The sequence below is a fragment of the Neisseria sp. 83E34 genome (genome assembly GCF_001308015.1).
Classification (GTDB): Bacteria; Pseudomonadota; Gammaproteobacteria; order Burkholderiales; family Neisseriaceae; genus Neisseria.
The window spans coordinates 34,364-60,694 of sequence record NZ_LGYH01000005.1; the positions used below are offsets into that span (position 1 = coordinate 34,364).

General features: G+C 52.9%; 26 protein-coding genes and 1 pseudogene. 12 read left to right on the forward strand and 15 right to left on the reverse strand.

The annotated features are described in order from the left end of the window. The first annotated feature begins 61 nt into the window (after positions 1-61). The gene (locus AKG09_RS06050; RefSeq protein ID WP_054618567.1) at positions 62-2,218 is read left to right on the forward strand and encodes a cation-translocating P-type ATPase; all 2,157 of its coding nucleotides are present in this window, start codon (positions 62-64) and stop codon (positions 2,216-2,218) included. 211 nt (positions 2,219-2,429) lie between these two features. Here AKG09_RS06050 and AKG09_RS06055 read toward each other — a convergent pair whose 3' ends face one another. Next, complete coding sequence (locus tag AKG09_RS06055; RefSeq protein ID WP_054618568.1) at positions 2,430-3,725, reverse strand: hemolysin family protein; 1,296 nt, start codon at positions 3,723-3,725, stop codon at positions 2,430-2,432. A gap of 270 nt (positions 3,726-3,995) precedes the next feature. Between AKG09_RS06055 and AKG09_RS06060 the strand changes: the two genes are divergently transcribed. Next, on the forward strand, positions 3,996-4,283 hold the full coding sequence (locus AKG09_RS06060; RefSeq protein WP_054618569.1) for a PepSY domain-containing protein: 288 nt from the start codon (positions 3,996-3,998) through the stop codon (positions 4,281-4,283). A gap of 96 nt (positions 4,284-4,379) precedes the next feature. Here the strand turns inward: AKG09_RS06060 and AKG09_RS06065 are convergent, their stop codons facing one another. From AKG09_RS06065 to AKG09_RS12190, 8 genes are all read right to left on the reverse strand, one after another. Then, positions 4,380-5,054 carry an NYN domain-containing protein gene (locus tag AKG09_RS06065; RefSeq protein ID WP_054618570.1) on the reverse strand — a complete coding sequence of 225 codons (675 nt, stop codon included), beginning with the start codon at positions 5,052-5,054 and terminating at the stop codon, positions 4,380-4,382. A gap of 144 nt (positions 5,055-5,198) precedes the next feature. Next, complete coding sequence (gene bioB, locus AKG09_RS06070) at positions 5,199-6,206, reverse strand: biotin synthase BioB (RefSeq protein WP_054618737.1); 1,008 nt, start codon at positions 6,204-6,206, stop codon at positions 5,199-5,201. A 188-nt stretch (positions 6,207-6,394) separates the two neighbouring features. After that, positions 6,395-7,342 (reverse strand): hypothetical protein, encoded by a 948-nt coding sequence (locus tag AKG09_RS06075; RefSeq protein WP_054618571.1) that lies wholly within the window; start codon positions 7,340-7,342, stop codon positions 6,395-6,397. A 42-nt stretch (positions 7,343-7,384) separates the two neighbouring features. Continuing rightward, positions 7,385-7,912, reverse strand: coding sequence for an alpha/beta hydrolase (locus AKG09_RS06080; protein WP_054618572.1), 528 nt, complete (start codon positions 7,910-7,912; stop codon positions 7,385-7,387). Between the two features lie 15 nt (positions 7,913-7,927). Further along, a complete protein-coding gene (locus AKG09_RS06085; protein WP_009117250.1) occupies positions 7,928-8,125 on the reverse strand; it encodes a DUF1737 domain-containing protein in 198 nt (65 codons plus the stop codon). A gap of 64 nt (positions 8,126-8,189) precedes the next feature. After that, positions 8,190-8,966, reverse strand: a complete 777-nt coding sequence (locus AKG09_RS06090; RefSeq protein ID WP_054618573.1) for an exodeoxyribonuclease III — start codon at positions 8,964-8,966, stop codon at positions 8,190-8,192. 252 nt (positions 8,967-9,218) lie between these two features. Continuing rightward, the gene (locus tag AKG09_RS12185; RefSeq protein WP_231623907.1) at positions 9,219-9,989 is read right to left on the reverse strand and encodes a chromate transporter; all 771 of its coding nucleotides are present in this window, start codon (positions 9,987-9,989) and stop codon (positions 9,219-9,221) included. Between the two features lie 17 nt (positions 9,990-10,006). After that, positions 10,007-10,426, reverse strand: a complete 420-nt coding sequence (locus tag AKG09_RS12190) for a chromate transporter (RefSeq protein ID WP_231623908.1) — start codon at positions 10,424-10,426, stop codon at positions 10,007-10,009. 154 nt (positions 10,427-10,580) lie between these two features. On the opposite strand from AKG09_RS12190, the gene pyrE reads away from it, so the two are divergent. The 8 genes from pyrE (at position 10,581) to AKG09_RS06135 (ending at position 17,390) form a co-directional block, all read left to right on the forward strand. Beyond that, positions 10,581-11,222 carry an orotate phosphoribosyltransferase gene (gene pyrE, locus AKG09_RS06100; protein ID WP_054618574.1) on the forward strand — a complete coding sequence of 214 codons (642 nt, stop codon included), beginning with the start codon at positions 10,581-10,583 and terminating at the stop codon, positions 11,220-11,222. A 130-nt stretch (positions 11,223-11,352) separates the two neighbouring features. Then, complete coding sequence (locus tag AKG09_RS06105; protein ID WP_054618575.1) at positions 11,353-11,754, forward strand: MJ0042-type zinc finger domain-containing protein; 402 nt, start codon at positions 11,353-11,355, stop codon at positions 11,752-11,754. Between the two features lie 4 nt (positions 11,755-11,758). Then, positions 11,759-13,084 carry an amino-acid N-acetyltransferase gene (gene argA / locus AKG09_RS06110; RefSeq protein WP_054618576.1) on the forward strand — a complete coding sequence of 442 codons (1,326 nt, stop codon included), beginning with the start codon at positions 11,759-11,761 and terminating at the stop codon, positions 13,082-13,084. Positions 13,085-13,185: 101 nt separating this feature from the next. After that, positions 13,186-13,458, forward strand: coding sequence for an oxidative damage protection protein (locus AKG09_RS06115; RefSeq protein ID WP_009117256.1), 273 nt, complete (start codon positions 13,186-13,188; stop codon positions 13,456-13,458). A gap of 68 nt (positions 13,459-13,526) precedes the next feature. Then, a complete protein-coding gene (locus tag AKG09_RS06120) occupies positions 13,527-14,279 on the forward strand; it encodes a GNAT family N-acetyltransferase (RefSeq protein ID WP_054618577.1) in 753 nt (250 codons plus the stop codon). An 87-nt stretch (positions 14,280-14,366) separates the two neighbouring features. Then, positions 14,367-15,113 (forward strand): 1-acyl-sn-glycerol-3-phosphate acyltransferase, encoded by a 747-nt coding sequence (locus AKG09_RS06125; RefSeq protein WP_054618578.1) that lies wholly within the window; start codon positions 14,367-14,369, stop codon positions 15,111-15,113. A 213-nt stretch (positions 15,114-15,326) separates the two neighbouring features. Further along, on the forward strand, positions 15,327-15,806 hold the full coding sequence (locus AKG09_RS06130) for an isochorismatase family protein (RefSeq protein WP_231623913.1): 480 nt from the start codon (positions 15,327-15,329) through the stop codon (positions 15,804-15,806). A gap of 201 nt (positions 15,807-16,007) precedes the next feature. After that, the gene (locus AKG09_RS06135) at positions 16,008-17,390 is read left to right on the forward strand and encodes a phosphomannomutase/phosphoglucomutase (protein WP_054618580.1); all 1,383 of its coding nucleotides are present in this window, start codon (positions 16,008-16,010) and stop codon (positions 17,388-17,390) included. Positions 17,391-17,611: 221 nt separating this feature from the next. Here the strand turns inward: AKG09_RS06135 and yegQ are convergent, their stop codons facing one another. From yegQ to AKG09_RS06155, 4 genes are all read right to left on the reverse strand, one after another. Further along, complete coding sequence (gene yegQ / locus AKG09_RS06140; protein ID WP_054618581.1) at positions 17,612-18,967, reverse strand: tRNA 5-hydroxyuridine modification protein YegQ; 1,356 nt, start codon at positions 18,965-18,967, stop codon at positions 17,612-17,614. A 333-nt stretch (positions 18,968-19,300) separates the two neighbouring features. Continuing rightward, positions 19,301-19,675 carry a hypothetical protein gene (locus tag AKG09_RS06145; RefSeq protein WP_054618582.1) on the reverse strand — a complete coding sequence of 125 codons (375 nt, stop codon included), beginning with the start codon at positions 19,673-19,675 and terminating at the stop codon, positions 19,301-19,303. A 101-nt stretch (positions 19,676-19,776) separates the two neighbouring features. Next, on the reverse strand, positions 19,777-20,877 hold the full coding sequence (hflX, locus tag AKG09_RS06150) for a GTPase HflX (RefSeq protein ID WP_054618738.1): 1,101 nt from the start codon (positions 20,875-20,877) through the stop codon (positions 19,777-19,779). Positions 20,878-21,072: 195 nt separating this feature from the next. After that, on the reverse strand, positions 21,073-21,885 hold the full coding sequence (locus AKG09_RS06155; protein ID WP_054618583.1) for a phosphatidylserine decarboxylase: 813 nt from the start codon (positions 21,883-21,885) through the stop codon (positions 21,073-21,075). 247 nt (positions 21,886-22,132) lie between these two features. Between AKG09_RS06155 and cytX the strand changes: the two genes are divergently transcribed. Further along, positions 22,133-23,323: a putative hydroxymethylpyrimidine transporter CytX gene (cytX, locus tag AKG09_RS06160; RefSeq protein WP_054618584.1), complete on the forward strand. Its 1,191-nt coding sequence runs from the start codon at positions 22,133-22,135 to the stop codon at positions 23,321-23,323. Positions 23,324-23,892: 569 nt separating this feature from the next. On the opposite strand, the gene AKG09_RS06165 is transcribed toward cytX, so the two are convergent. After that, a complete protein-coding gene (locus tag AKG09_RS06165; protein ID WP_369814087.1) occupies positions 23,893-25,671 on the reverse strand; it encodes a heavy metal translocating P-type ATPase in 1,779 nt (592 codons plus the stop codon). Here AKG09_RS06165 and AKG09_RS12390 point away from each other — a divergent pair. After that, positions 25,655-25,726 carry a hypothetical protein gene (locus AKG09_RS12390; RefSeq protein ID WP_369814088.1) on the forward strand — a complete coding sequence of 24 codons (72 nt, stop codon included), beginning with the start codon at positions 25,655-25,657 and terminating at the stop codon, positions 25,724-25,726. The genes AKG09_RS06165 and AKG09_RS12390 overlap by 17 nt on opposite strands. 143 nt (positions 25,727-25,869) lie before the next feature. Here the strand turns inward: AKG09_RS12390 and AKG09_RS12395 are convergent. After that, a pseudogene (locus AKG09_RS12395) lies at positions 25,870-26,322 on the reverse strand (heavy metal translocating P-type ATPase metal-binding domain-containing protein); the annotation flags it as partial. Positions 26,323-26,331 lie beyond the last annotated feature (9 nt).

Consider the following 26,331-nt stretch of genomic DNA (forward strand, 5'->3'; position numbering starts at 1 on the left):
AGCTCTTTCTCATTAGCTCTTTCTCATCCCTAATGCCTGTCTGAAATTTAAAGGTAATACCATGCAACAAAAAGCCCGTTTCCAAATCGACGGCATGACCTGCCAAGCCTGCGCCAGCCGTATTGAAAAAGTGTTGAACAAAAAAGACTTTGTTCAGACGGCTTCGGTGAATTTTGCCGGCGAAGAAGCGCAGGTGGTGTTTGACGACAGCCGCGCCGATGCCGACACGCTGATTCACATCATTGAAAAAGCCGGCTTTAAGGCCGCGTTGAAAGCCGATGCGCCAATGCAGCCGGAAGCGGAACCGCATATCGGCTGGCGGTTGTGGCTGCTGCTGGCGATTAACGTGCCGTTTTTGTTCGGCATGGCGGGCATGATGATCGGGCGGCACGATTGGATGATGCCGCCGATGTGGCAGTTTGTGCTGGCGAGTATCGTGCAGCTTTGGTTGGCGGTTCCCTTTTATAAAAGCGCGTGGGCGAGCATCAAGGGCGGGCTGGCAAATATGGACGTGCTGGTTACCGTCGGCACGGCGGCGATTTATCTCTACTCGGTGTTCATGCTGTTTTTCCACCCGCACGCAGCCCACGGCGATATGGCGCATGTGTATTTTGAAGCGGGCGTGATGGTGGTGGGCTTCGTGAGCTTGGGCAAATTTCTCGAACACCGCGCCAAGAAAAACAGCCTCAACAGCCTGAGCCTGCTGCTGAAACTCACGCCCCGCCAAGTGAGCGTGCAACGCGGCGGGCAATGGCAGGAAGTGCCGCTCGACGACGTACAGATCGGCGATTTGATCCGCGCCAACCACGGCGAGCGCATCGCGGCGGACGGCACGGTGGAAAGCGGCAACGGTTGGGCGGACGAAAGCCATCTCACCGGCGAATCCAACCCCGAAGCCAAAACTGCGGGCAGCAAAGTGCTGGCGGGTGCGGTGATGACCGACGGCAGCGTGGTTTACCGCGCGGAACAGCTCGGCAGCCAAACCCTGCTCGGCGACATGATGGCGGCTTTGTCTGAAGCGCAAGGCAGCAAAGCGCCGATTGCACGCATTGCCGACAAAGTGGCTGCGGTGTTTGTGCCCGCCGTGGTCGGCATTGCGGTGATGACGTTTCTGATTACTTGGTATGTCAAGGCCGATTGGGTAACGACATTGATGAATGCCGTGGCTGTGCTGGTCATCGCCTGCCCGTGCGCCCTCGGGTTGGCTACGCCCGCCGCGATTATGGTCGGCATGGGCAAGGCGGTGAAGCACGGCATTTGGTTTAAAGATGCCGCCGCCATGGAAGAAGCGGCCCATGTGAATTCGGTGGTGCTGGATAAAACCGGCACGCTCACGCAAGGCAAACCTCAGGTTGCGGCAACGCTATGCCTGTCTGAAATGGAAGAAAACGAACTCTACCGCCTTGCCGCCGCTGTCGAACAAAATGCCACCCACCCTCTGGCTACTGCCATTGTTCAGACGGCCTTATCGCGCGGCATCAACATTCCCGAAGCCAAAAACGCGCAAACCGCCGTCGGCGCAGGCATTTCCGCCGAGATTGACGGCGCGGGCGTGGTGAAAGTCGGCAAACCCGATTACTGCAATCTCGTGCTGCCCGATAATCTTGATTCCGTATGGCGCATCGCCACCATCGTGGCCGTGTCGGTCAACGACCAACCCGTCGGCGCGTTCGCCCTTGCCGACGCGCTGAAAGCCGACACGCAACAAGCCATAGGCCGTCTGAACAACCACGGCATCGACGTTTACATCATGAGCGGCGACAACCAAAACGTGGTCGGCTACATCGCCGGACAGCTCGGCATTTCCCACGCCTACGGCAACATGAGCCCGCGCGACAAAGCTGCCGAAGTGCAGAAACTGAAAAACGCCGGCAAGGTGGTTGCCATGGTCGGAGACGGCATCAACGACGCCCCCGCGCTTGCTGCCGCCAACGTGAGCTTTGCCATGAAAGACGGCGCAGACGTTGCCGAACACACCGCCTCTGCCACGCTGATGCAGCATTCCGTCAACCAAATGGTCGATGCCCTGCTGATTTCCCGCGCCACTTTGAAAAACATCAAACAAAACCTGTTTTTCGCCTTTGTCTACAACACTTTGGGCATACCGCTGGCGGCATTCGGCTTTCTGAATCCGATTATCGCGGGCGCGGCGATGGCGATGAGTTCGGTGTCGGTGCTGAGCAATGCCTTGAGGTTGAAGCGGGTGAAGATTGAATGACAAAGATTGAAATCCGCCCGGCGGCTGAAGATGCACAGGAGTATGGCCGATATAGTTAATCCTCTTACATAATAAAGAAACCGTCATACTCGGGCTTGACCCGAGTATCTTGAGTTTCGGTAACTCTAAGAGATGCTCGGGTCAAGCCCGAGCATGACGAAACCATGACAAAAATAAAGTTTATTTGTTAAATTTTCAGACAGGCATTGCTTTAGTCTTTCTTTTCAAGCATATCTTGATTAAGCGAAACCAAAAGCTGGTCGATTTTCAGATTATCGGTGTCGATAATTTCAAACTTATATTTATCAAACACCACAAAATCGGTTTTCTTGGGGATTTTGCGTAACGAATACATCATAAATCCGCTCAATGTTTCATAGTTTTCCGAATTGGGAAAAGCGGCAATATCGAGCGCGCGCATTACGTCTTCCAGCGGGGTTGCGCCGTCAACCAACCAAGATGTTTCGTTGCGGCGGATGATCTGCGGCTCTTCTTCTGTGGCCACCAAATCCCCCATCACGATGCTCATCACGTCTTTGAGCGTAATCACGCCCACCACAAGAGCATATTCGTTGATAATCACGGCAAAGTCTTCGCCGGCGTTTTTGAAGGTTTCCAACACTTCGTAAAGCGACAAAGTATCGGGAATAAACAAAGCCTTGCGCAATACGCGGCGGTCGGTCAGGTTGATATTCGGCTCTTTCAGATAATGAGTAAGAAAAGTGTGTGATTCGATATAGCCGATCACTTTCTCCAACCCGCCGTTACACACCAGAATTTTGGAGTGCGGGGTTTCATCCATTTTCGCCAACACGGTTTCGTTATTGTCGTTTTTATCCACATAAATCAGATATTCGCGTGCGCTCATGGTGGAAGTAACCGTGCGCTCCTGCATATCGAAAATGTTTTCAATCAGATAGTGCTCCTGCTGCTTCAACACACCCGCCTGTGCGCCGGCATCCACCATGGCATAAATGTCTTCCGAAGTCAGCCCGTCGCTACGCACGGTAGAAATTTTCAGCGATTTGAAAATCAGGTTGGCCATACCGTCAAACAGGAAAATCAGCGGCTTGAGCACAAAAATCAGCAGCATCACCGGCCGCACAGCGCGCACGGCCACACGTTCGGGGTTGATCATGGCAAAGCGCTTGGGCATCAGGTCGGCAAACAGAATAAACACGCTGGTTACAAACATAAACGCCAACACGGAAGCCGCCGTTTGCAAACCGGTGCCGGCCAGCAAGTTGCTTAAAAACGGGCGCACAGCCGCCTCGCCGATAATACCGCCCAACACCGCCACCGCGTTCAATCCGATTTGTACCACCGTGATAAAGCTGCCCGGATGCTCCTGCATATTCAACACATCCAACGCGCGCACATCACCCTCTTTCGCCATCACTTGTAATTTGATTTTGCGGGAAGAGGCCAAAGCCAACTCTGCAGCAGAAACAAAGCCGCTAACCAAAATCAACAGGAATAAAATAAAAACCGCTTCGAGAATGCTCATAAAAAAGAAAGATTTGTTGCCAACGGAAAGATTGTAGCATCATCGCCGCCAAACCCCACAATTATTCCAAATGCAAGGCCGCCAAACATCATGGCCGGTATGGTGCAACGTAATGCCTGTCTGAAAGCATTTAACTGCCTTAATTTAAGCTTTCAGACAGGCATGCTTAAATTTACACATCCTTAACTGCACCCTAATTTTTAGCCAAATGTTCACTCTTATAATCAAAACATCTCAACAACAACTGTTTGACTACTGAGGAAATACATCATGAAAAAAATGCTGCTTACTACAACCCTGATCGCCCTTTCTGCAGGCGCTTTTGCTGCCGATCATATCGAACGACAAGTTTATCAAGATCCCGGCTTCGAAAAAAAACGTGCCAAAGCCGTGAAAATGCTGGAAGCGCGTGGCTACAAAGTTGTGGATGTTGATGCTGACGACCACATGGGCAAACCCGCTCTTGATGTGGAAGCATTTAAAGGCAATCAGGAATACGACATCAAATTGTCTTACCCTGATTTGCAAATCTTGAAAGAGCGACCAGACCGCAACTAAACCACTTTAAAATAAAGCCGCCGGAAATGCTATGAAGCATCCGGCGGCTTGTCAATTTATAGCTATACAATTTATTAAAACAACATATTAAAACTATTATCTTTTTCCAGAAAAAGGATAAGTACTTCTTAAACCGTCGATATGCTCAAATAAATCTTCGGGAATATTCTGCCACATTGGATCTAAAATAAAATCAATACCTTCTCGTCTAGCTAACTTAGCAGCAGGAACAAAATCAGAATCACCTGAAATTAATACGATACGGTCAGCCTGTTTTTTCAAAGTTATTGATGCAATATCCAATGCAATGCGCATATCAACGCCTTTTTGTTTCACATCGATAATAACATCGTTTTCTGTTATGTCGCTACGCTCTATCTGACCCTTAAGCAGCTTGCTCATAACATCGGGTTTAAGTCGCCAGTGAGTGAGTTGATCAGATAGCTTCCCCAACCGTAAAGCCAGTTTTCTTTGCTTAATTAGCTCTTTATGAAGCTCTCGACGAAAAACAGCTTCATTAGATTTGGAAAAATCAATCAGTTTTTTAGAAACTGGATTATGCATTTTCTTTTCGAGAGGTGCGCAATCGTAAAAGAAAATCCGATAAAGGCTATCGTGTTGTTTGGTTCCATTTATTTTTTGTGAAAGATGAAGCAGAGACAAGCGAAAAGCAAGAGAAGAAATGCGCTTAGCATCATAAGCATTGTGTTTCTCAAAATATCGAATACGCTTAATAAAAAACGCACCGTCAATTAAAACAGCTGTTCGCATAATAATCCCTTAAAATAAAGAAAAAGCCCAAAGGCTCGGCACTTTCGGAATAAATTGAAAGGCTTACTGCTAAGGGCGTTATTTGTATCTAATTATAAATTCAATATTTGTTGGAAGCAAATCTTTTGATCTAGCTCTTCAATATCATGTATCCAAACGGTGTTGCAGCGGATACAAATCCAATTTTTCCATCAGCATTCTGTCGCCGTCTTCTTCCGGGTTTTCGGTGGTGAGCAGTTTGTCGCCGTAAAAAATCGAGTTCGCGCCCGCCATAAAACACATAGCCTGCATGGCTTCGGGCATATTGCTGCGGCCTGCGGACAGGCGTACATAGCTTTTCGGCATGGTAATGCGGGCAACCGCGATGGTGCGCACGAATTCCGTCCAATCCAAATCTTCGGCATCGGCCAGCGGCGTGCCTTCCACTTTTACCAACTGGTTAATCGGCACGCTTTCGGGCTGCGGGTCGAGGTTGGCGAGGCTGGCGATTAAGCCTGCGCGTTCGGGGCGGGTTTCGTTCATGCCTACGATGCCGCCGCAGCACACTTTCAAACCTGCGCCGCGCACTTTGCCGAGTGTGTCCATGCGATCTTCGTGTTGGCGGGTGTGGATGATGTCGTTGTAGCGGTCTGGGTCGGTGTCAAGGTTGTGGTTATAATAGTCCAGCCCGGCGTTTTTCAAATCTTCGGCCATGCCCTCTTCGAGCATACCGAAGGTGCCGCAGGTTTCCAAGCCCAAGCCTTTGACTGCTTTGATGATTTCGGATACGGTTTCCACGTCTTTGGGTTTGGGGCCGCGCCATGCCGCGCCCATGCAGAAACGGCTGGCGCCGCGCGATTTGGCGATTTTGGCTTTTTTCAGGATTTCTTCCACATCCATCATGCGTTCTTTTTCCAAGCCGGTGTTGTAGTGCGCCGACTGCGGGCAGTATTCGCAATCTTCGGGGCAGCCGCCGGTTTTAATGGAAAGCAAGGTGGAAAGTTGGACTTCTTGCGGATTGAAGTGTTCACGGTGGATTTGTGCGGCTTTATAGACGAGGTCTAAAAAAGGCATTTCAAACAGCTCTTCAACTTGGCATTTGCGCCAATATTGGGCGGTAGCATGCGGCTTGCGTTCGGTTTTACGGCGCAAGGCGATAGGTGATACGGTCATGTTTTTACTTTCTGAAATTTCGCAGCGGCGCAATGACGCTGACGTGCAAAGCCACAGGCGCAATGACTGGGGCTGCAGGTTGTCAATCAAGTTATCGTTTGGCAAGTTTAGCCTGTTTGGTGATAGCGGGCAAATGATAAGGCCTGTCTGAAAGTTTCAGACAGGCATCGGCATATCCGCATCCGCGCTTAAAACGCCGATTCGCCAAAATATTGTTTTTGAGCCGTTTGCACTGTTTTCATGGCCTGCTCGTAATTTTGGTTTTCTATTCGACGGATTAAAGCCGTGGTCGGGCTTTCGGGATGGTGTTTGGCAAAATCCTGCCAGGCTTTGGCCACTTCCGGCCGGGCGTGTTTGCCGTCATCATCAAACGCAAGCGTGTTTTCCATGCCGAGCAGAAATATATATTGGTAATACATCTGCTCCTCTTTCATCCGTTTAATCAAACGGCTTTGAGGATATTGCCGGATAAACGCTTCACGTGCCGCCAGCCGCTTGCCCAGCTCCGGCCAGCCCACCATCACATCCACTTCACCCTGCGTTGGATCTCTCCGCTCTTGTGCTTCAAATTCGATAAAGCGGGCAAAATCAGGGCTGACTTTATCGCCGAACAGCTTTCGGTAATAATCCGGCTCTGCGCGTATGCTGACAGGCCCGTCATACATATCGACATATTCCAAGCCGATAGCCGCCATTTCCTCCTGCTTCTTTTTCAATGCCGGCGCTGGCTTGCGCTCGTCGGTTGCCGGATTGATTATCCAATTCGCATCATCGTGATAGTGGTCGAGAAACGCTTTTCGCTCATGCGCCAGCCTGTCCAGCAGGCCGCTTTTTTCTATCTGCTCGTCGTAATGCTCGAGCATTTCTTTGTGTGTTTCATAAAGCTGATTGGCTTCTTCGGGCGTGGCTTGCTGCAATCGGCGGCGTACTTGCTCGGTATGCCACACAAATTGCTGCAATAAATCTTCGGGCACCGGTGTATCGGCTTGCGGCTGGGCCACATGCCTGTCTGAAGCGGCGCTTTGCGGCGCGGAAGCAACAGCGGCTTGTTCGATTTTTTCGGCTTGCCCGCCTTGTTCGGAACACGCGTTGAGCAAGCCTGCCGATAAAGCTAAATAAAATATGGGCTTTTTCATCGCTCCTCCCAAACCAATTGTATATTGGGCTTTCAATAAATCCTAAGCCAACAACATTTCCTGCATTAATTTCATGCCCCATTGCCAGCCGCCAAGAGTTCCGTTCAGATGCCCCTGATGCGGCGACACCAGCAAACGCGCGCCCCAAAGCGAAGCCTGTTCGGCAGCCCAATCGCGCGGGCAATGTTCGTCATCTTCGCCAATGGCTAAAGCGGCTTTGCTGCACATCAGCCGCACATGGCGCACGGCATCGTGGCGGCAGGCATTTTGTGTCGGCGCCGCCAAAATAATGCCTTTGATACGCCGCTGCACCAAAACGCCGATGGTGCCGTACCAAGCCATAAACGCAGCCGCGCCTGCACCATGAGCCACCACCATCACGTTTTCGCTGCGAATCCGCCCGAATGCTTCAGCCACATGTTTTTCCTGCTCAGCCAAAGTTTGCGAAGCGCTGCATTCGGCAATTTCCACAATCGGATAGCTGACCGCCCAACGGTCTATCCACATCGTCGGCTCATCCGCATCGCGTATCAGGAATAAGGTTAGATCTTCTAAATCGCCCGGTTTCATAGTTTCAGACAGGCATCAGTAATCGCGCAAAGGTTTTTCGGGGTCATAAGCATCACCCACTTCTTTCACCACAGCCTGCCCTACCTGCACGCCATCGGGCGTGTGCGTCATGGTCGGGCTGCCGTATAAGTCCCAGCCGTGTTGCAAAGCTTCGGTTACACGGCGGCAAAACGCGGCATCGTCCGCACCGGTAAGCATTCGGTATACTTTCATGTCGTTTCTCCAAAGAAAGATTCAGACAGGCATTATAACGAATGCCTGTCTGAAAAAATTTGCACTAAATCGAATAATCGTATTCCACTACCAACGGCGCATGGTCGGAAAATTTTTCATCCTTATACACATGCGCCTGCATCGCTTTGGCTGCCAGCCCGGGCGTTACCATATGGTAGTCGATGCGCCACCCCACATCCTTAGCATAAGCCTGCCCGCGGTTGCTCCACCAAGTGTAACCCGGAATCTCGGGATACAGGCTGCGCCACATGTCCACCCAGCCCAACTCGGCAATCACTTTACCGATCCATGCACGCTCTTCCGGCAGAAAACCTGAATTTTTCTGGTTGCCTTTCCAGTTTTTCAAGTCGATGTTTTGATGAGCAATGTTCCAGTCGCCGCACACCACAATATCACGGCCTTCGGATTTCATTTCGGCCAACATAGGGTAAAACGCATCCAGAAAGCGGTATTTCAACTCCTGCCGCTCCGGCGCGCTGGTGCCCGAGGGCAGATAAAGCGAAATCACACTCAGGTCGCCGAAATCAGCGCGCACAAAGCGCCCTTCGCGGTCGAATTCCTCAATGCCCATGCCTGTCTGAACATTATCCGGCTCCTGCCTGCTATACACCGCCACACCACTGTAACCGCGTTTCTCCGCACAATGCCACACACCGTGCATACCGTGAGGCTGTTTCATATCTTCGCTTAAATCGGCTTCCTGAGCTTTAAGCTCCTGCACACACACAATATCCGCACCCGAAGCGGCAATGTATTCATGAAAACCTTTTTTATAAGCCGAACGGATGCCGTTCACATTGGCAGAAATAATTTTTAACACGATTGTTTTTCCTACGATAAAAAATGGCACTATTCTACTGTATAGTGAAACCGCTGAACATCTGGCCTTTCCACCTTCGCACCACATAACAAAACCATGAAACACCCAACCGTGCCGTCTGCCAATAACGTCTGCCCTGCACCCGTGTAGCTTGTGTTGCAGAAAACATTCATCCAATGCCAAAACTCAAAAACATAAGAACATAAAAAATAAGAAACTTTTCTTTTTCAGACAGGCATTATTCATCCACACTCAAACCAACCACACTCCGGCACATACTGCCAACAATACCACCAGCCAAACCGGTACTTTCCAGAACATCAACGCGCAAAAAGCAAATAAAGCCAGTGCAAAATCAGCAGGATTATGCACTGCGCTTACCCACACAGGCTGATACAAAGCGGCCAGCAGCAAGCCCACCACCGCGGCGTTTATTCCGGCCAAAGCAGCGCGTGCTTTAGGTTTTCCACTCAAACTGTTCCAAAACGGCAGCAACCCAAACACCAGCAAAAACGACGGGATAAAAATCGCAATCAGTGCCGCCACACCGCTCCAAAATCCGCCTGCCGCCGTGCCGAGAAAAGCAGCGAAGGTAAACAACGAGCCGGGCACAGCTTGAGCCGCACCATAACCTGCGAGAAACGTGTCGCTATTTAACCAAACCGGCACAGTCTGCGCCTGTAACAGCGGCAACACCACATGCCCGCCGCCGAACACCGACGATCCTGTTCTGAAAAACGCCGCCGCCAAGCCCCAAAGCGAATGCTTGTCTGAAAGCAGAAACGACGACGACAATAAAACCGCAAACAGCACCAACCACAACCAACCCGCCCGATGGTTCGAAGCAACACATAATGTCTGCTGCTCCGGCTCAGAAGCTTCCCGTAACAGCACCCACCCTACCAAACCGGCAAGCATCATCACACCGATTTGCGCAATGATGTGCGGCAACAGCAACACAGCAATACAGCTTGCCGCCATCAACGCAACCGTAACCGCGTTTTTGCAAAATGTTTTGCCCATGCCCCAAACCGCCTGCGCTACAACTGCCACCGCGACGATTTCAAACCATGTACCACACCACCCAGCACCTCACCCTGCCAACGGGGCAAACCCCATGCAAATGCACCCAACAGCAAAGCCGAAGGCAAAGTGAACCCGGCCCACGCAAACAGCGCCCCCAAATAACCGCCGCGCATCAGCCCGACTGCCAAACCCACTTGGCTGCTTGCTGGGCCGGGAATAAACTGACACATTGCTACCAAAGACGCATATTGTGCTTCGCTCAACCAAGCGCGTTTTTCCACAAATGCCTGTCTGAAATAGCCCAAATGCGCCGCAGGGCCGCCGAATGATGTGCAACCCAAATAAAGAAAAATCAGAAACAGCTTGATGTTTTCCGCAAACCCGCTTGCCGCTACGGTTTGCAGACTATTTATCTGCTTGCGATTACCACTCATATTGATGCCTTTTATTTCTCCTTCCCGCATTATATAGCCTCAAATTGCATAGCGAGACCGGCAAAACCTATGCGTTTTGTGTCATGCAGCCTGTTGCTGTTTACCGCCTTCGGCTATAATCCGCTTTATTTTTCTGCTGGGAAGAACCGAAAAAATGTCCGATTTCCGTCAAGATTTCCTGAAATTCGCCCTAGAGCAAAACGTATTAAAGTTCGGCGAATTCACCACCAAAGCAGGCCGTCAGTCGCCTTATTTTTTCAACGCGGGTTTATTTAACGACGGGGCCTCCACTTTGGCGCTGGCCAAATTCTACGCACAAGCCATTATTGAAAGCAAAATCGAATTCGATATGTTATTCGGCCCGGCTTACAAAGGCATTATTCTGGCGGCGGCCACTGCCATGATGCTGGCCGAAAAAGGCGTGAACGTGCCGTTTGCCTACAATCGAAAAGAAGCCAAAGACCACGGCGAAGGCGGCGTATTGGTGGGTGCGCCGCTCAAAGGCCGCGTGTTGATTATCGACGACGTGATTTCGGCCGGCACTTCCGTGCGCGAATCGGTTAAGCTGATTGAAGCGGAAGGCGCAACCCCCGCCGCCGTCGCTATCGCACTCGACCGCATGGAAAAAGGCACGGGAGAATTGTCGGCCGTTCAGGAAGTGGAGCAACAATACGGTCTGCCCGTTGTATCTATCGCCAATCTGCGCGACCTGCTCTCCCTGCTGGAAAACGACACAGCCTTCCAGCAATATTTGGCGCCGGTTCAAGCCTACCGCGAGCGTTACGGTGTGATTTAATTGCTTCAACAATGCCTGTCTGAAACACATTTTTCAGACAGGCATCATGTTGCCATATAGTTCACGTTGGCAAACTTATTGAAATTGCTTAAAATATCCGCCATCCATAATACCAACGAAAGAAAACGTCATGCCTTTATGCGTTTGCCCGCATTGCAGCACCCAACTTTGGGTAAAAGACAGCCAGCTCAATTTGGCACAAGGCTATGTGGTCTGTCGAACCTGCCAAGGCTTGTTTCAAGCGCGCAGCCATACCCGCCCTACGCCGGAAAACTTTAATCCCGATCTGTTCCCACCCGCCGGCAGCGACACCCAATTGGTACATAAAATCGGCCCGCAAGTTCGCGCCCAGCGCCAGCTTTCCCGTCAGGAAATCGCCGAGCTGCTCGACAGCCTGCTCAACCAGCAAAACCGCGCACCCGCCGCGCTTCCTCCTCCGCCACAAGCCAAAGAAACCAACTGGACACTGCCTTGCATGGTGGCGCTTACCGTGTTGATTATCCAGATTTTTTACCTAACCATTATCCTCTAACCCTATGACCACGCCCGCTTTCGTTCGTGATTTCCGAGAAGCCGCTCCCTATATCAACTATCTGCGCGGCAAAACGCTGGTTATCGGCATCGCCAGCGATATGCTCGAAGGCCGGGTGCTGCAATCGCTGGCCGCCGACATCAATCTGCTCGCCAGCCTCGGCGTGAAGCTCGTTTTGGTACACGGTTCCCGCCGCCAAATCAACGCCCTCGACCGGGCCGCCGGCATTACCCCCGAATACCACGACGGCAGAAGAATCACCGATCAAGCCACACTGGAGCGCACCAAACAAGCCTGCGGCATTGTGCGTTTCGACATCGAAGCCGCACTTTCAGTCGGTATGGCCCACTCATTGCAGCGCGGCAAACGCTTGCGTATCGCTTCCGGCAATTTCGTTTCCGCCCGCCCCTACGGCATCATCAACGGCATCAACATGGGCTACACCGGCCGCGTGCGTAAAATCGACACCGAAGCCATCCGCCAGCAGCTGGACAGCGGCGCAGTCGTGCTCATCAGCCCGCTCGGTGCCTCGCTCAGCGGCAAAACCTACAACCTCAGCATGGCCGACATCGCCGAAGCCGCAGCCATCGCCCTGAGCGCCGAAAAGCTGATTTTCATCATCGAACCGGAAGGCATACTGGACGACAGCGGCAACCTGATCACCAACCTCTCCTCGCAAGAAGCACAAGTTTTAATCAAACAAAACAAAATCCGCACCGACCAATGCCGCCTGCTGCAATCTTCCGTTAACGCCGTCGAAAACCAAGTAGAGCGCACCCACATCCTTTCCGGCTTGGAAGACGGCAGCCTGATCAGCGAACTCTTTACCCGCGAAGGCACCGGCACATCCATCGCACAAGCCCCTTTCATCAACATCCGCCCCGCAGCAAGCAGCGACATTGCCGACCTCATCAGCCTTATCCGCCCGTTGGAAGAGCAAGGCATACTGGTCAAACGCAGCCGAGAATACCTTGAAGATCACATCAACGAATTTTTCATATTGGAGCACGACCGCCAAATCTACGGCTGCGTCTCCCTCAAGCTTTACAGCGAACACCTTACCGGCGAACTCGCCTGCCTGGCCGTTTCCCCCGAAGCCCGCGACAGCGGCTACGGCAAGCTGCTGCTCGAACACATTATCAATCAAAGCAAAGCCGCCGGCATGGCCAAGCTCATCGCCCTTTCCACCCACACCGGCGACTGGTTTACCGAACGCGGCTTCAGCGTGGCGCAACCCGCCGATCTCCCCGCCGAACGCCGCGAAGAATACGAAGCGGGCGGCCGAAAATCCAATATTTTCAGCCTAAACCTGACCGCCCCGGAAAATTAAAGAATGCCTGTCTGAAACCTTCTTTCAGACAGGCATTCATATACAAACCCTGCTCAATCCATTACAATTCCGAGCATGACAACCTCAAAAAGGATACCGACATGACCCGCATGGTTCACTGCATCAAGCTGGGCAAAGAAGCCCCCGGCATGAAATTCGCCCCCCTGCCCAATGCACTGGGCAAACGCATTTTTGAAAACGTATCTCAAGAAGCATGGGACGCTTGGACGCGCCACCAAACCATGCTGATTAACGAAAACCGCCTCAGCCTCGCCGACCCGCGCGCGCGCGAATATCTGGCACAACAAATGGAAAACTACTTCTTCGGCGAAGGCGCCGACAGCGTTCAAGGCTACACGCCGCCCAGCGAATAATCTGCCGGCCTTCCCGGAAACGGAAGGCCGCTTCAATTTTTACCATTCACAACACCATCCACATCATTATGTCTGCTCGCAATAAATTCAACACAACCGGCCCGAAAATCGGACTCAGCGTTCGCCTCGCCGAAACACCGCAGGAAATCGAAGCCGCCCAGCGGCTGCGCTATCAAGTATTCGGCATAGAAATGGGAGCGGGCATCAAAGCCGTAGACGGCCGCGATATTGATCAATACGACGAACATTGCCACCATCTTCTGGCATTCAACGACGCCACCGGCGAAGTGATCGGCTGCTACCGCATGCTTACCGAAGAAGGTGCCAAAGCCGTAGGTTCATGGTATAGCGCCGGCGAATTCGATCTTACCCCGCTGAAGGACATCCTGCCGCAAACCGTAGAACTCGGCCGCGCCTGCATCCATCCCGACTACCGCCACGGCGGCCTGATTATGCTTTTGTGGACCGGCCTCGTAAAATTTATGAAAGACTACAACCTGCGCTTTATGACGGGCTGCGGCAGCATCAGCACTCTCGACGGCGGCCACCAAGCCGCAGGGCTTTACTACGCTTTAAAAGAGAAACACCTCGCGCCCGAACAATGGCGCGTGCGCCCGCTCAACCCGCTCAAATGGGATAAACTCACACCGGTTGAAAACCCGGAATGCCCTGCCCTGATTAAAGGCTATCTGAAAGCAGGCGCATGGTTTTGCGGCGAACCTTGCGTAGATGAGGCGTTCAACTGCGCCGACATCCTGATTCTAATGGATATCACGCAATTAAATGACCGATACTTACAGCGCTTCGCGCCCCAGCCATAACAAACTGCCTCCAAATATAACAAAACAAGGCTAACCAGCCCTCATCACGCATATATAAATCCGCAGCTAAAATCAACACACACCAACATGAACTCAATCCGCTTTATCTTCCGCCTGTCCGGCATTGCCTTCTGCCTGATTTACGGCATGCTCGAAATGTTTTTCCTGTTTCCCTTTTACAGTAAACAACGCAAACTGCGCGCCATCCAAATCTGGTCGCACTGCGTGCTCGCCTCTTGCGGCATGAAACTAAAAACTTACGGCACGCTGCCCCTGCAGGAGCGCGGTCAGATGATGATTTGCAACCACATCTCCTGGCTCGACATCATGGCCATCAACGCCGCATTTCCCGGCCGCTTCGTTGCCAAAGACGATGTTGCCAAATGGCCGGTTATCGGCTATCTCGCCACGCAGGCGCAAACCGTTTATGTAGCCCGCCGCAAAGGCACGGGAAGCAACGGCGAAAAAATATCCCACGTTACCGAAGCATTGAAAAACGGCGATACCATTACCCTCTTTCCCGAAGGCACCAGCACCGAAGGCCATGAAATCCTGCCTTTCAAAACCAGCTTTTTTCAAGCACCCTATGATGCCGGCGTGCCCCTGATTCCCGTACTCTGCCGCTACCCCAACCCCGACGGCAGCAGCCCCAATCCCCATATGGCCTATTATGGCGACATCAGCTTGTGGTCATCCATCCGCTCCGTAATCAGCCAACCCCAAAGCACTGTAGAACTGCATTTCCTCGAAGCTTTAACACCCGGCCCCGAACGTCAGGAAATTGCCCGCGAGATACACCGCAGATTAAGCGAAAAGCAAAAAGCGCTCGGTTAAACAGTTTCATGTCACCTATCCCAATGCCTGTCTGAAAACAAACAACGCGGGTTTCTGCGAAGCTAAAAAACATTTCAGACAGGCATGTTCGATTAATACCCGGGTTTAACCTGAGCACCTCCCTGCAATCCCATCTTTTTCCCTGCAACAAAATATGGTTAAAATACCCTTTCCTTTCAACGACTCAGGAGAAATCAAATAAAGCCCGCTCTGATTGTAGTTGATGTACAAAACGAATATTTTGCAAACGGCGGCTTTCCGCAATGGAATATTGATAAAACTTCAGCAAACATCGCCGAAAAAATCAAACAGGCAAAAGCAGACGGCTGGCTGGTTGTGGTCGTGCAGCATTTTATTCCGGGTGACGATGCGCCGCTTTTCCGAAAAGGCTCATCCGGCGCAAACATCCACACTTCCGTAGCCGGATTGCTCGCAGACGCACCTTTGGTAGAAAAGGTTCACGCCGACTCTTTTCTCAATACCAATATGGGCGAAATCCTGAAAAAAGAAGGCATTACCGACCTCTACATTTGCGGCATGATGACTCAAAACTGCATTACCCACACCGCCATTTCACCGCAGGCTTCCGGCTTCAACGTGCATGTTATCGCAAGCTGCTGCACCGCGCCCTCCGAGCTGGTACACATCCTCGCTCTCGAAGCGCTGGCCGACCGAGGGGTTAAAATCATTTAAACCTATCAGTTGAATATTCGGCACATTCCATATGCCTGTCTGAAAACAAACTTTCAGACAGGCATTCCTTATCCAACCATCACCAAGAGAATCGGCTGTAACAGGTTTACGACCTTTCAGACAGGCATAAGGTTAAGTTTTCTTAACCTTATGTTAGAATGCCAAACATGTTTCTTCACTATTAAATGCAAAGGAAAAAAGATGGCAAGCATCGCCAGAGATATTTTCAAAGCTTACGACATTCGCGGCATCGTCGGCAAAACGCTCACCAATGAAGCGGCTTATTTAATCGGCAAAGCCATCGCTGCCAAAGCAGCAGAAAAAGGCATTAAAAAAATTGCCATCGGGCGCGACGGCCGTTTAAGCGGCCCCGACTTGATGGCCAACCTCTCCCGCGGCTTTACCGAAAGCGGCATCAACGTGTTAAACGTCGGCATGGTTGCCACGCCCATGCTCTATTTCGCGGCCATCCAAGAATGCGGCGGCAGCGGCGTGATGATTACCGGCAGCCACAACCCGCCCGACTACAACGGCTTCAAAATGATGCTCGGCGGCGACACACTGGCCGGCGATGCCATCCAAGAGCTGCTCGCCGTGATCGAGCAAGACCGTTTCGTTAAAGGCGCAGCCGAAGGCACCGTTACCGAACAAGACATCTCCGCCGAATACCGCAACCATATCGTTAACCACATCACGCTCAAACGCCCGATGAAAATCGTGGCCGACGCGGGCAACGGCGTGGCCGGCGCGTTTGCCGGCGATTTATACCGCGCGCTCGGCTGCGAAGTTACCGAACTGTTCTGCGATGTCGACGGCAATTTCCCTAACCACCATCCCGATCCGGCCAAACCGAAAAACCTGCAAGACGTCATTAACGAACTGAAAAACGGCGATGCGGAAATCGGCATCGCGTTCGACGGTGACGGCGACCGCTTGGGCGTGGTTACCAAAGAAGGCAACATCATTTATCCCGACCGCCAACTGATGCTGTTTGCGCAAGACGTGTTGAGCCGCAACCCCGGCGCAAAAGTGATTTTCGACGTAAAATCCACCCGTCTGCTCACCCCCTGGGTAAAAGAACACGGCGGCGAACCGATTATGGAAAAAACCGGCCACAGCTTCATCAAATCATCCATGAAGAAAAACGGTGCCCTGCTGGCGGGCGAAATGAGCGGCCACACATTCTTCAAAGAGCGCTGGTTCGGCTTCGACGACGGCCTCTACGCCGGCTGCCGTCTGCTGGAAATCCTTTCTGCCAGCGACAACCCCTCCGCCGTGCTCAACGGCTTGCCCCAGAGTATTTCTACGCCCGAAATCAATATCGACCTGCCCGAAGGCAGCAACGGCCATAAAGTGATTGAAGAGCTGGCACAAAACGCTAAATTCGACGGTGCCACGGAAATCATCACCATCGACGGCCTGCGCGTGGAATTCCCCGACGGCTTCGGCCTGATGCGCGCTTCCAACACCACGCCTGTTTTGGTGTTGCGTTTCGAGGCCGACAGCGAGGAAGCCATCGCACGGATTCAGAACCAATTCAAAACCGTGATTGAAAGTAATCCGGCATTGCATTGGCCGCTATAGTTAAACTACTTACATAGTAACAGTTCCGTCATACTCGGGCTTGACCCGAGTATCCCAAAATTTACTAAAACCCAAGATACTCGGATCAAGCCCGAGTATGACGTATGTACTTTTTCTTAAGTTGATTGACTATATAAAGCCGCATTTATCGGCTGGCTTTGATATAAAGAATGCCTGTCTGAAATGTTTTCAGACAGGCATTCTTTCATACTAATCAAATACTAAGGCTTAACCACGCGGGCAATCAACGCATTGTCCTTACCCTCCATATGCGGGATTTTCACCTGAATACCGTTGCCCGGCGCAACGTCTATGGTTTTGCCTTTGCGCGTCATTGCCTCCAGCACCAGTGTTTGATTACCCTGCGGGTGAATAATTTCAATCGTATCACCCACGGCAAAGCGGTTTTTCACATCCACGGTCGCCCAACCTTCTTCATCAATGTCAATCACTTGACCGACAAACTGGCTTTGCTTGGCCAGCGAATGGCCGCTGAGGTAGTTTTGATAATCCTGCGTTTGATGGCGCTCCAGAAAGCCGGAGGTATAGCCGCGGTTGGCCAGCCCTTCCAGCTCGGCCAACAGGCTGTAATCAAACGGTTTTCCGGCCACTGCATCATCAATCGCTTTACGGTAGGCCTGCGCTACGCGGGCAACGTAGTAAACCGACTTGGTACGCCCTTCCACTTTCAGGCTGTCCACGCCGATTTCGGCCAGCTTGGCCACTTGCTCGATGGCGCGTAAGTCTTTGGAGTTCATGATGTAAGTGCCGTGTTCGTCCTCCATGATCGGCAGCAGGCTGCCCGGGCGGTTGGCTTCTTCAATCAGAAACACTTTGTCGGCAAGCGGATGGCGCTGCTGGCCGTTGATGCCTTCAAAAGCCGCATTGGCTTCTTCTTGCGCGCGGTTGAAATCGAAACCTTGCAGCAGTTTGCTGTCGCCCATTTCATCGGTTTCTGCTGCGTGCACTTTGTAATCCCAGCGACAGGCATTGGTGCAGGTGCCTTGGTTGGGATCGCGGTGGTTGAAATAGCCGGAAAGCAGGCAGCGGCCGGAATAGGCAATGCACAATGCGCCGTGCACAAACACTTCCAATTCGATATCGGGGCATTCTTGGCGGATTTCGGCAATTTCTTCCATGCTCAATTCGCGCGACAGAATAATGCGCTCCACGCCGATTTTCTGCCAAAATTGCACGCCCCAATAGTTGGTAGTGTTGGCCTGCACGGAAAGATGTATCGGCATTTCAGGCCATTTTTCGCGCACCTGCATAATCAGGCCGGGGTCGGCCATAATCAACGCATCGGGGCGCATGGCGATTAGGGGTTCCATATCGGCGATAAAGGTTTTGAGCTTGGAGTTGTGCGGCAAGGTGTTCACGGTTAAGAAAAATTTCTTGCCGCGCGCATGTGCTTCGCTGATGCCCTGCTCCAACACGGGCAATTTGGCAAACTCGTTATTTCGTGCACGCAGGGAATAGCGCGGGCTGCCCGCATACACGGCATCGGCGCCGTAATCAAACGCGGCGCGCATACGCTCCAAGCCGCCGGCGGGAAGTAGTAATTCTGGTGATTTCATATGTTTCTGCTGAGTAAAATAGTTTTAGGCAGCCGGATCGGGCTGCCTTAAATGTTTGAATTGCTGCGGATTATGCGCTTTTTTTTGTAAGCGGTCAAATGGCTTGGAATGCCTGTCTGAAAACCATGCCGGCTGTTTACAGGATTGCTTTTTCAGACAGGCATCAGCCTTTGTTTGCCGCAGACAAGTTATTGGTATGCAAACGATTCTGTTGCCGCTTTAGCGGCTTATTCAATCGTTCTCTTCCAACCGGAGCAAAGCGGCACTGCATGAAAGATTCAGTTTCACAGCGATAAAGGCTTATGGCATTGCGTTTGCAGCTTAATGGCTCAGTTACCACCACCAATAAGGCCGCGGGCCCCAATACCAATCATCGCAACAGCCGCGCCAGCGTTCAACCTGCTCCAAACGGCGCTGGTTGATGTGGTTTTCCCAAGCCAAGCGGTAGCAAGATTGAAATAGTTTATCGCTGGTTTTATCAATGTATTTCAGGCGGAAATCTTTGCGCTCTTTTTCGGTGGCACCGATATCGCCCCGAAACTGGCGCGCCATCATTTCTGCCGTTTCCTTATCGCATTGCGCCGCTAAAGCAACTTGCAGTTGCTGCTCATAGCGCTCTTGCTCGGCGGCACGGCGCGCTTTCTGTTCCGGTGTGACGGCGCAGCCCGCCAAGAGGCATATTGCAACCAAAGATAATAGATGTTTCATGACTCTTCTCCCAATTTTATTTTCAGAATAATAACAAAATGTCAAAAAAATCAATTAGATGCAAGCTTATTTATTTTCCGGCTTTCAGACAGGCATTCTGCTCAATCTCCCGCTTGCGCCAGCTCCACCATGGCATCACGCAAATCGTCCAGCCCCCAGCCTTCTTTCACCGAAATATACACTGCCACCGGCATACCGCACGCATTGCGCAGAATGCCTTCGTGCCGTTTCTCTGCGGGCAGCAAGTCGGTTTTGTTATACACCATCAACTGAGGCACATCGCCTGCGCCGATTTCTTCCAATACCAGATTCACATCGTCTTCCTGCCGCTCCACCTGCGGATGCGACACATCGGCCACATGCAAGAGCACATCGGCCAATGCCGTTTCTTCTAACGTGGCGGAAAACGCAGCCACCAGGCTGTGCGGCAAATCGCGTACGAAGCCCACCGTATCCGTAATGATCACGCTGCATTCAGACGAGAGATACAGGCGGCGGGCGGTGGTATCGAGCGTGGCGAATAATTGGTCTTTCGCCAACACGTCGGCTTTGGTTAGGCGGTTGAACAGGCTGGATTTTCCCGTGTTGGTGTAGCCCACCAGCGCAAAGGTTTTCAGGCTGCCGCGCAAGCGTGCTTTGCGGCGGGTAGCGCGTTGCTTTTCCACATTTTTCAGCTGGCGTTTGAGCGCAGCGATTTTCTGGTTAATCAGGCGGCGGTCGGTTTCCAGCTGCGTTTCACCCGGCCCTTTGAGGCCGATGCCGCCGCGCTGGCTTTGCAAATGGCCGTAGCCGCGCACCAAACGGCCGGAAAGATGCGTGAGCTGCGCCAGCTCTACTTGCAGCCGCCCTTCCTGACTTTGCGCGCGCTGGGCAAAAATCGCCAGAATCAGCCCCACACGGTCAAGCACCCGACATTGCAGCGCTTTTTCAAGGTTGCGCTCCTGCGTGGGCGTTAATTCATGGTTGAACACAACCAGCTCGATTTCATTTAGGCGCACGGCTTCTGCCAGCTCCTGGGCCTTGCCTGTACCGACAAACAGCGCGCTATGCGCCCTATCGCGCTTGGCGCTTTCCACCTGTACCAACTCGCCGCCCGTCGCCCTCACCAATTCTGCGGCTTCTTCCAAAGCCGCCTGAAAATCACGCTCGCGGATTTCGTTGGCACCGGAATAATCGGCAGCCAGCATCACGCCGACCAGCATCACACGCTCGGGTTTGCTCAAGGATTTATCGGGTTGGTGTTTGCTCAAAACCGCTTCCTTATCAAGTGTTGGTGAATCAACTTAAAATAATACGTTCGCCATACTCGGTGCAAGCCCAAGTATGACGATGCTATAAAATAAATGTGAAAAATAAAAACGGCTTTCAGAATGCCTGTCTGAAAGCCGTTGGCGCTTTTATTCTTGCGGAGCCTCGCGTTCGGCAGCCGCTCTCACTTTCTCGGCAGCCGCTTCAATCATCTGCTGCTCGTCTTGTTGGGCGCTCTCCGCTGCGCTTTCCACTACTTGCCGCTTACTTGCAGCGGGCTGAATTTCTTTCGGCTCATCATTGTAAACCGGTGCTTTCAGCGGCAAACGTGCCAATATAGTGGAACTGGCTTTCACTTTGTCGCCAATCGACACCTGCGCCACCGCATCGGTCGGCAGGTAAACGTCAACACGCGAACCGAAACGGATAAAGCCGTAGCGCTCGCCGCGCACCACTTTTTGACCTGAATCGACATAACACAAAATGCGGCGCGCCACCAAACCGGCCACTTGCACGAAAGTCAGCTCGCGGCCTGTGCGCGTGGTGGCAAATACGGCATTGCGCTCGTTTTCAGTGCTGGCTTTATCCAGCGCCGCATTCAGGAATTTGCCTTTATTGTATTCCACGCGGGTAACTGTGCCGTCAATCGGCGAGCGTTGCGAATGCACGTTAAACACGTTCATAAACACGCTGATTTTCAGGGCCTCGGTATTTCGGTAGGGGTCGATGGCGCGTTCCACCACCACGATGCGGCCGTCTGCCGGACACAACACGGCATCTTCTTCTTGCGGAATCGGGCGCGAAGGATCGCGGAAAAACTGAATGGCAAACAGGGTAAACAGCCAAAACGGCAACGACCACCATTCCAGCCAGCAGGCAAATACAATGCTGAAGAACAAGCCGGCCAGAATAAACGGCCAGCCTTCGCGGGCAATAATCGGATGCGGGTAAAAACGCGGCATAAGGTTTCCTCTATCAACCAATGGGCAGAATAACGAACCGATTATACCCGATTTGCCCGCCCGCATGGCAATGCCTGTCTGAAAGCGTTTTCAGACAGGCATTTTATAAAGTCTGGCGGTAAAGAGTAGATCACAGGCCATTTTCAAGATTGCCCGGGCATAATCATTCGGCTCACATGCTAAATGTATATAAAAACCAGTTTTATTCGCTATAATCAGCTCTAACTCATTTCAGGATTTATGTGTTATGGAAACAAAAAAACTCTCTGCCGCCGCTGCCGGCTTAATCTGGTTCGGCGCGGCTGTGTCGGTGGTGGAAATCATCACCGGCACGCTCTTCGCCCCACTGGGCTGGGAAAAAGGGCTGACAGCCATTATTCTCGGCCACATCATCGGCTGCGCGCTCTTTTATTTCGCCGGCTTGATTGGTGCCCAAACCGGCCGCAGCGCCATGCAGACGGTGCAGCTTTCTTTCGGCGAACGCGGCTCCGTGCTTTTCTCCGGCGCCAACGTATTGCAGCTGATCGGCTGGACATCCATCATGATTTTCACCGGCGCGCAGATTGCCGCCGCACTCACCCAGCATTTATGGGACGGTGTTTCCCAATTGACGTGGAGCCTGATTATCGGGGGCTTGATTGTGTTGTGGCTGCTGAGCGGCGTGCGGCATTTCAACCGCGTGCAAGTGATTGTGTTGGGCGCACTGTTTCTGATTACGCTTTGGCTGAGCACCAAAGTATTCGGCGGCAGCGCAGCGGTTCAAACCGACGCACAAGCCATGGGCTTCGGCTTGGCGGTTGAGCTGGCAGCCATTATGCCGCTTTCATGGCTGCCGCTGGTTTCCGATTACACGCGCAATGCCCAATCACCGAAAAAAGTAACCGTTGCCGCCGCTTCGGCCTATTTTGTAACCAGCTCGTGGATGTATACGCTCGGCTTGGCCGCCGCGCTCTTTACCGGACAATCCGACATCGCCCAAATCCTGCTTTATTCAGGGCTGGGCATTGCGGGCATTCTGATTGTAGTGCTCTCTACCGTAACCACCACTTTTCTCGATGCCTATTCCGCAGGCGTCAGCTACTATGCCATCAGCCAGCGTTTCAGTGAAAACGCCGTAGCCATTACCGTTACTGTGATCGGCACCGTACTCGCCGCCACACTGCCGGTTAACCGCTTCGAGCACTTTCTGCTCTTTATCGGCTCCGTGTTCGCACCTATGATTGCCGTGCAGATGGCCGATTATTTCGTGCTCAAACGCCGCGCCGCCGCTGCAATCGACTGGATCAGCCTTGCTCTGTGGCTGGCCGGTTTCTTCCTCTACCGCATTCTGATTGAATGGCAAACCCCGCTGGGCAGCACCCTGCCCGTGATGCTGGCCACGTTCGCGCTCACATTGTTGGTGCGCAAGGCTTTACCGGGGAAAATACAAGGTGCTTGAATAAACGGATAAAGCAAAATGCCTGTCTGAAAAAGGTTTCAGACAGGCATTTCTATCATTTTATCTGATTGCTTTCATACGGCGGGCAATAATGCCCGCCCTACATTGTTCAGCTTTTGTTGTTTCACAGTATAACTGATCAACCCTCAGCCTGATTGAAACCTCAGCCACTCCCGCTTCACCCGCTGGCGCCGCCGAACGGAACGGGATTTTCGGAGAAACAAGGCCGGTCCCGGAGCGTAGCGACTACCGGCCGCCCCGAAAAGTACGCGCAGAGAGGGTAGTTTGCGAAGCAAACCGGCAACCGCGGTCGCCTTCCTTTGCCTACTTTCTTTGGCGAGACAAAGAAAGTAGGTGGCCGCGCGGCCATGAAGCGCAACCTAGGTCGAGCGGAAATCGGTGGGATTTAAGTAAACGCAACCGCGCCCATTCTTAAGTTATACAATAAAATACTCTATATAAACTGATCCCAAGCCAATGCCTGTCTGAAACGGGCAACGCCAATTTCTGCGAAACCAAACCCTTTCAGACAGGCATTGGCCTGATTTAACCCGCTATCCGAATCCAGCTTATTGCTTACCCAGCCTCAGCGCGTTCATCAACACCAATAAAGAGCTGCTGCTCATACCCAGCGCCGCAACCCACGGCGTTACATAGCCGGCGGCGGCAAGCGGTACGGCGATGATGTTATACAGGCTTGCCCAAATCAGGTTTTGCCGGATATTGGCCTGCGTGCGTGCAGCCTGTTCCAGCATTTCGGGCAACACGGCCATGTCTTCGTTTAAGAGCACCACATCGGCGCCGTCCCGCGCCACATCGGCGCCGCCTGCAACAGCCACAGACACATCCGCCGCCGCCAGCACAGGCGCGTCGTTGATGCCGTCGCCCACCATCAGCACTTTTTTTCCCTGCCGCTGCAAGTTTTCCACATAGGCCAGCTTGTCTTCCGGCGCGGCTTCGGCGCAGGCGGATTCGATGCCCAACTGCTTGGCCAGCGCGTTCACGGCATTTCGGCGGTCGCCGCTCAAAATATGCGGCGTTAACCCGCGATTTTTGAGCGCGGCCAGCATTTCCGGCACACCCGCTTTCACTTGGTCTTTCAGAAAAAACAATGCGGCAAAACCCTGCTGGTTGCCCAAAGCAATCACGCTGCCGTCGTGTCCGGTATCGCAGCATTGCGGCGGAATGTCGCCGGCAATTTCAGCCACAAATTCCGGCCTGCCGATGGCCCAAATTTGCTGTTTGCCGCTGATGGTCAACATGGCGCTCACGCCGTGCCCCACGCGGTTGACCCGCTGTTCTACTGCTATATCCGCCGCTTTTTCCACAGGCAATGCCATAATGGCGTGCGCAATCGGGTGTTCGGACTGGCTTTCCAATGCCTGCGCGGCCTGAACGGCATATTCTCCGCCCAGCAGCAGAGTTTGGGTTACCCACAATTTGCCTTCGGTGAGCGTGCCCGTTTTGTCGAATACCACATCGGTAGCCGCCGCCAATGCCTCCAAAGCATGCCCCCGTGCAATCAGCACGCCTTTGCCGGCCAGTTTGCCGGTGGAGACGGCCAGCGCAGTCGGCGTGGCCAGCGAAAGCGCGCACGGGCAGGTAATCACCAGCAGCGACACGGTTATCCACAAAGCCTGATAAGCATCGGTGAAATACCACCAACCCGCAAACACGGGCGCGGCCAGCGACAACATGCCGGACACAAAGCCCGAGGCATACTTGTCGGCCGCCTCGGCCAAACGCGGCTTCTGCGACAGCGCACGGTCGAGCAGCTTCACAATATGCGCCAAACGGGTTTGCCCGCCCACCTCGTCGGCGCGCACAACCAACGGGCTGGCGGTATTGAGCGTGCCCGCCGTAACCTTATCTCCGGCGCGCTTGGCAACCGGCAGGCTTTCACCTGTGAGCATGGCTTCGTCGGCTTCGCTTTCGCCCGACAACACCGTGCCGTCCACCGGCACCACTTCACCCGCACGCACCAGCAACACATCGCCCGAGCGCAGTTGCGCCACTGCCGCTTCCTGCACTTTTTCATCCGGATAATCCGGCAACTTGTGGCAAAACGCCGGCACCAATTTAACCAGCCGCTCGGCTGCGTCGCCCGCTTTGCGTCGCGCCGCCTGCTCCATAAAACGCCCCAGCAACAGCAAAAAGGCAAACATGGCAATGCCTTCGAAATACATGCCCTGGCCGGCATTAGAAAGCAGCGCATACACGCCCGCCACAAACGCCAGCAATATGGCCAGCGCAACCGGCGTATCCATGCCCGCGCGGCGGTTTTTCACATCACGCAGCGCGCCTTGATAAAACGGCACGGCGGAATACAGCATCACCGGCAACACCATCAGAAACGCGCCCCAATGCAAAATCTCCAAATATTGCGGCTCGATATCGTCGTAAAGATAAGTAGGCACGGCAAACATCATGGTCTGCATCATACACAAGCCTGCCACCGCCAACCGCGCCAGCGATTTTTTGCGCTCGGCCACCGCCGCTTCTTCCACTTTCTGCGCATCATAAGGCGCTGCGCTATAACCCGAATTCTGAATGCGCAAAAGAATATCCGAAAGCTTTACGCGGCTGTCGTCCCACTTCACACGCACGCGGCGGGTGCTGTAATTCAGCTCCACCGACACCACACCCTGCAGCCGTAAGAGCTGCTGTTCAATCAGCCACACGCAGGCCGCACAAGTGATGCCGCTCAACATCAACACCGCTTCGCGTCCGTTTTCCGAATCCGCCTCCACAAAATCCGCCTGCACTTCAGGCAAATCATAAAGCTTTAACTGCTCGAGCAATTCCGGCGGCGGCAAACCCGCTTTCTGCGCATCGGCCGTGCGCTGTTTGTAATAATTGCCCAAACCCGCATCAATAATGCTCTGCGCCACCGCCTGACACCCTGCGCAGCAAGCAGGTTCGGTGCGGTTTTCATAACGGATGGGCAAATCGACATCTTCGGGAACGGGCAGGCCGCAATGGAAACAGGATTGGGACATAACAGGCTT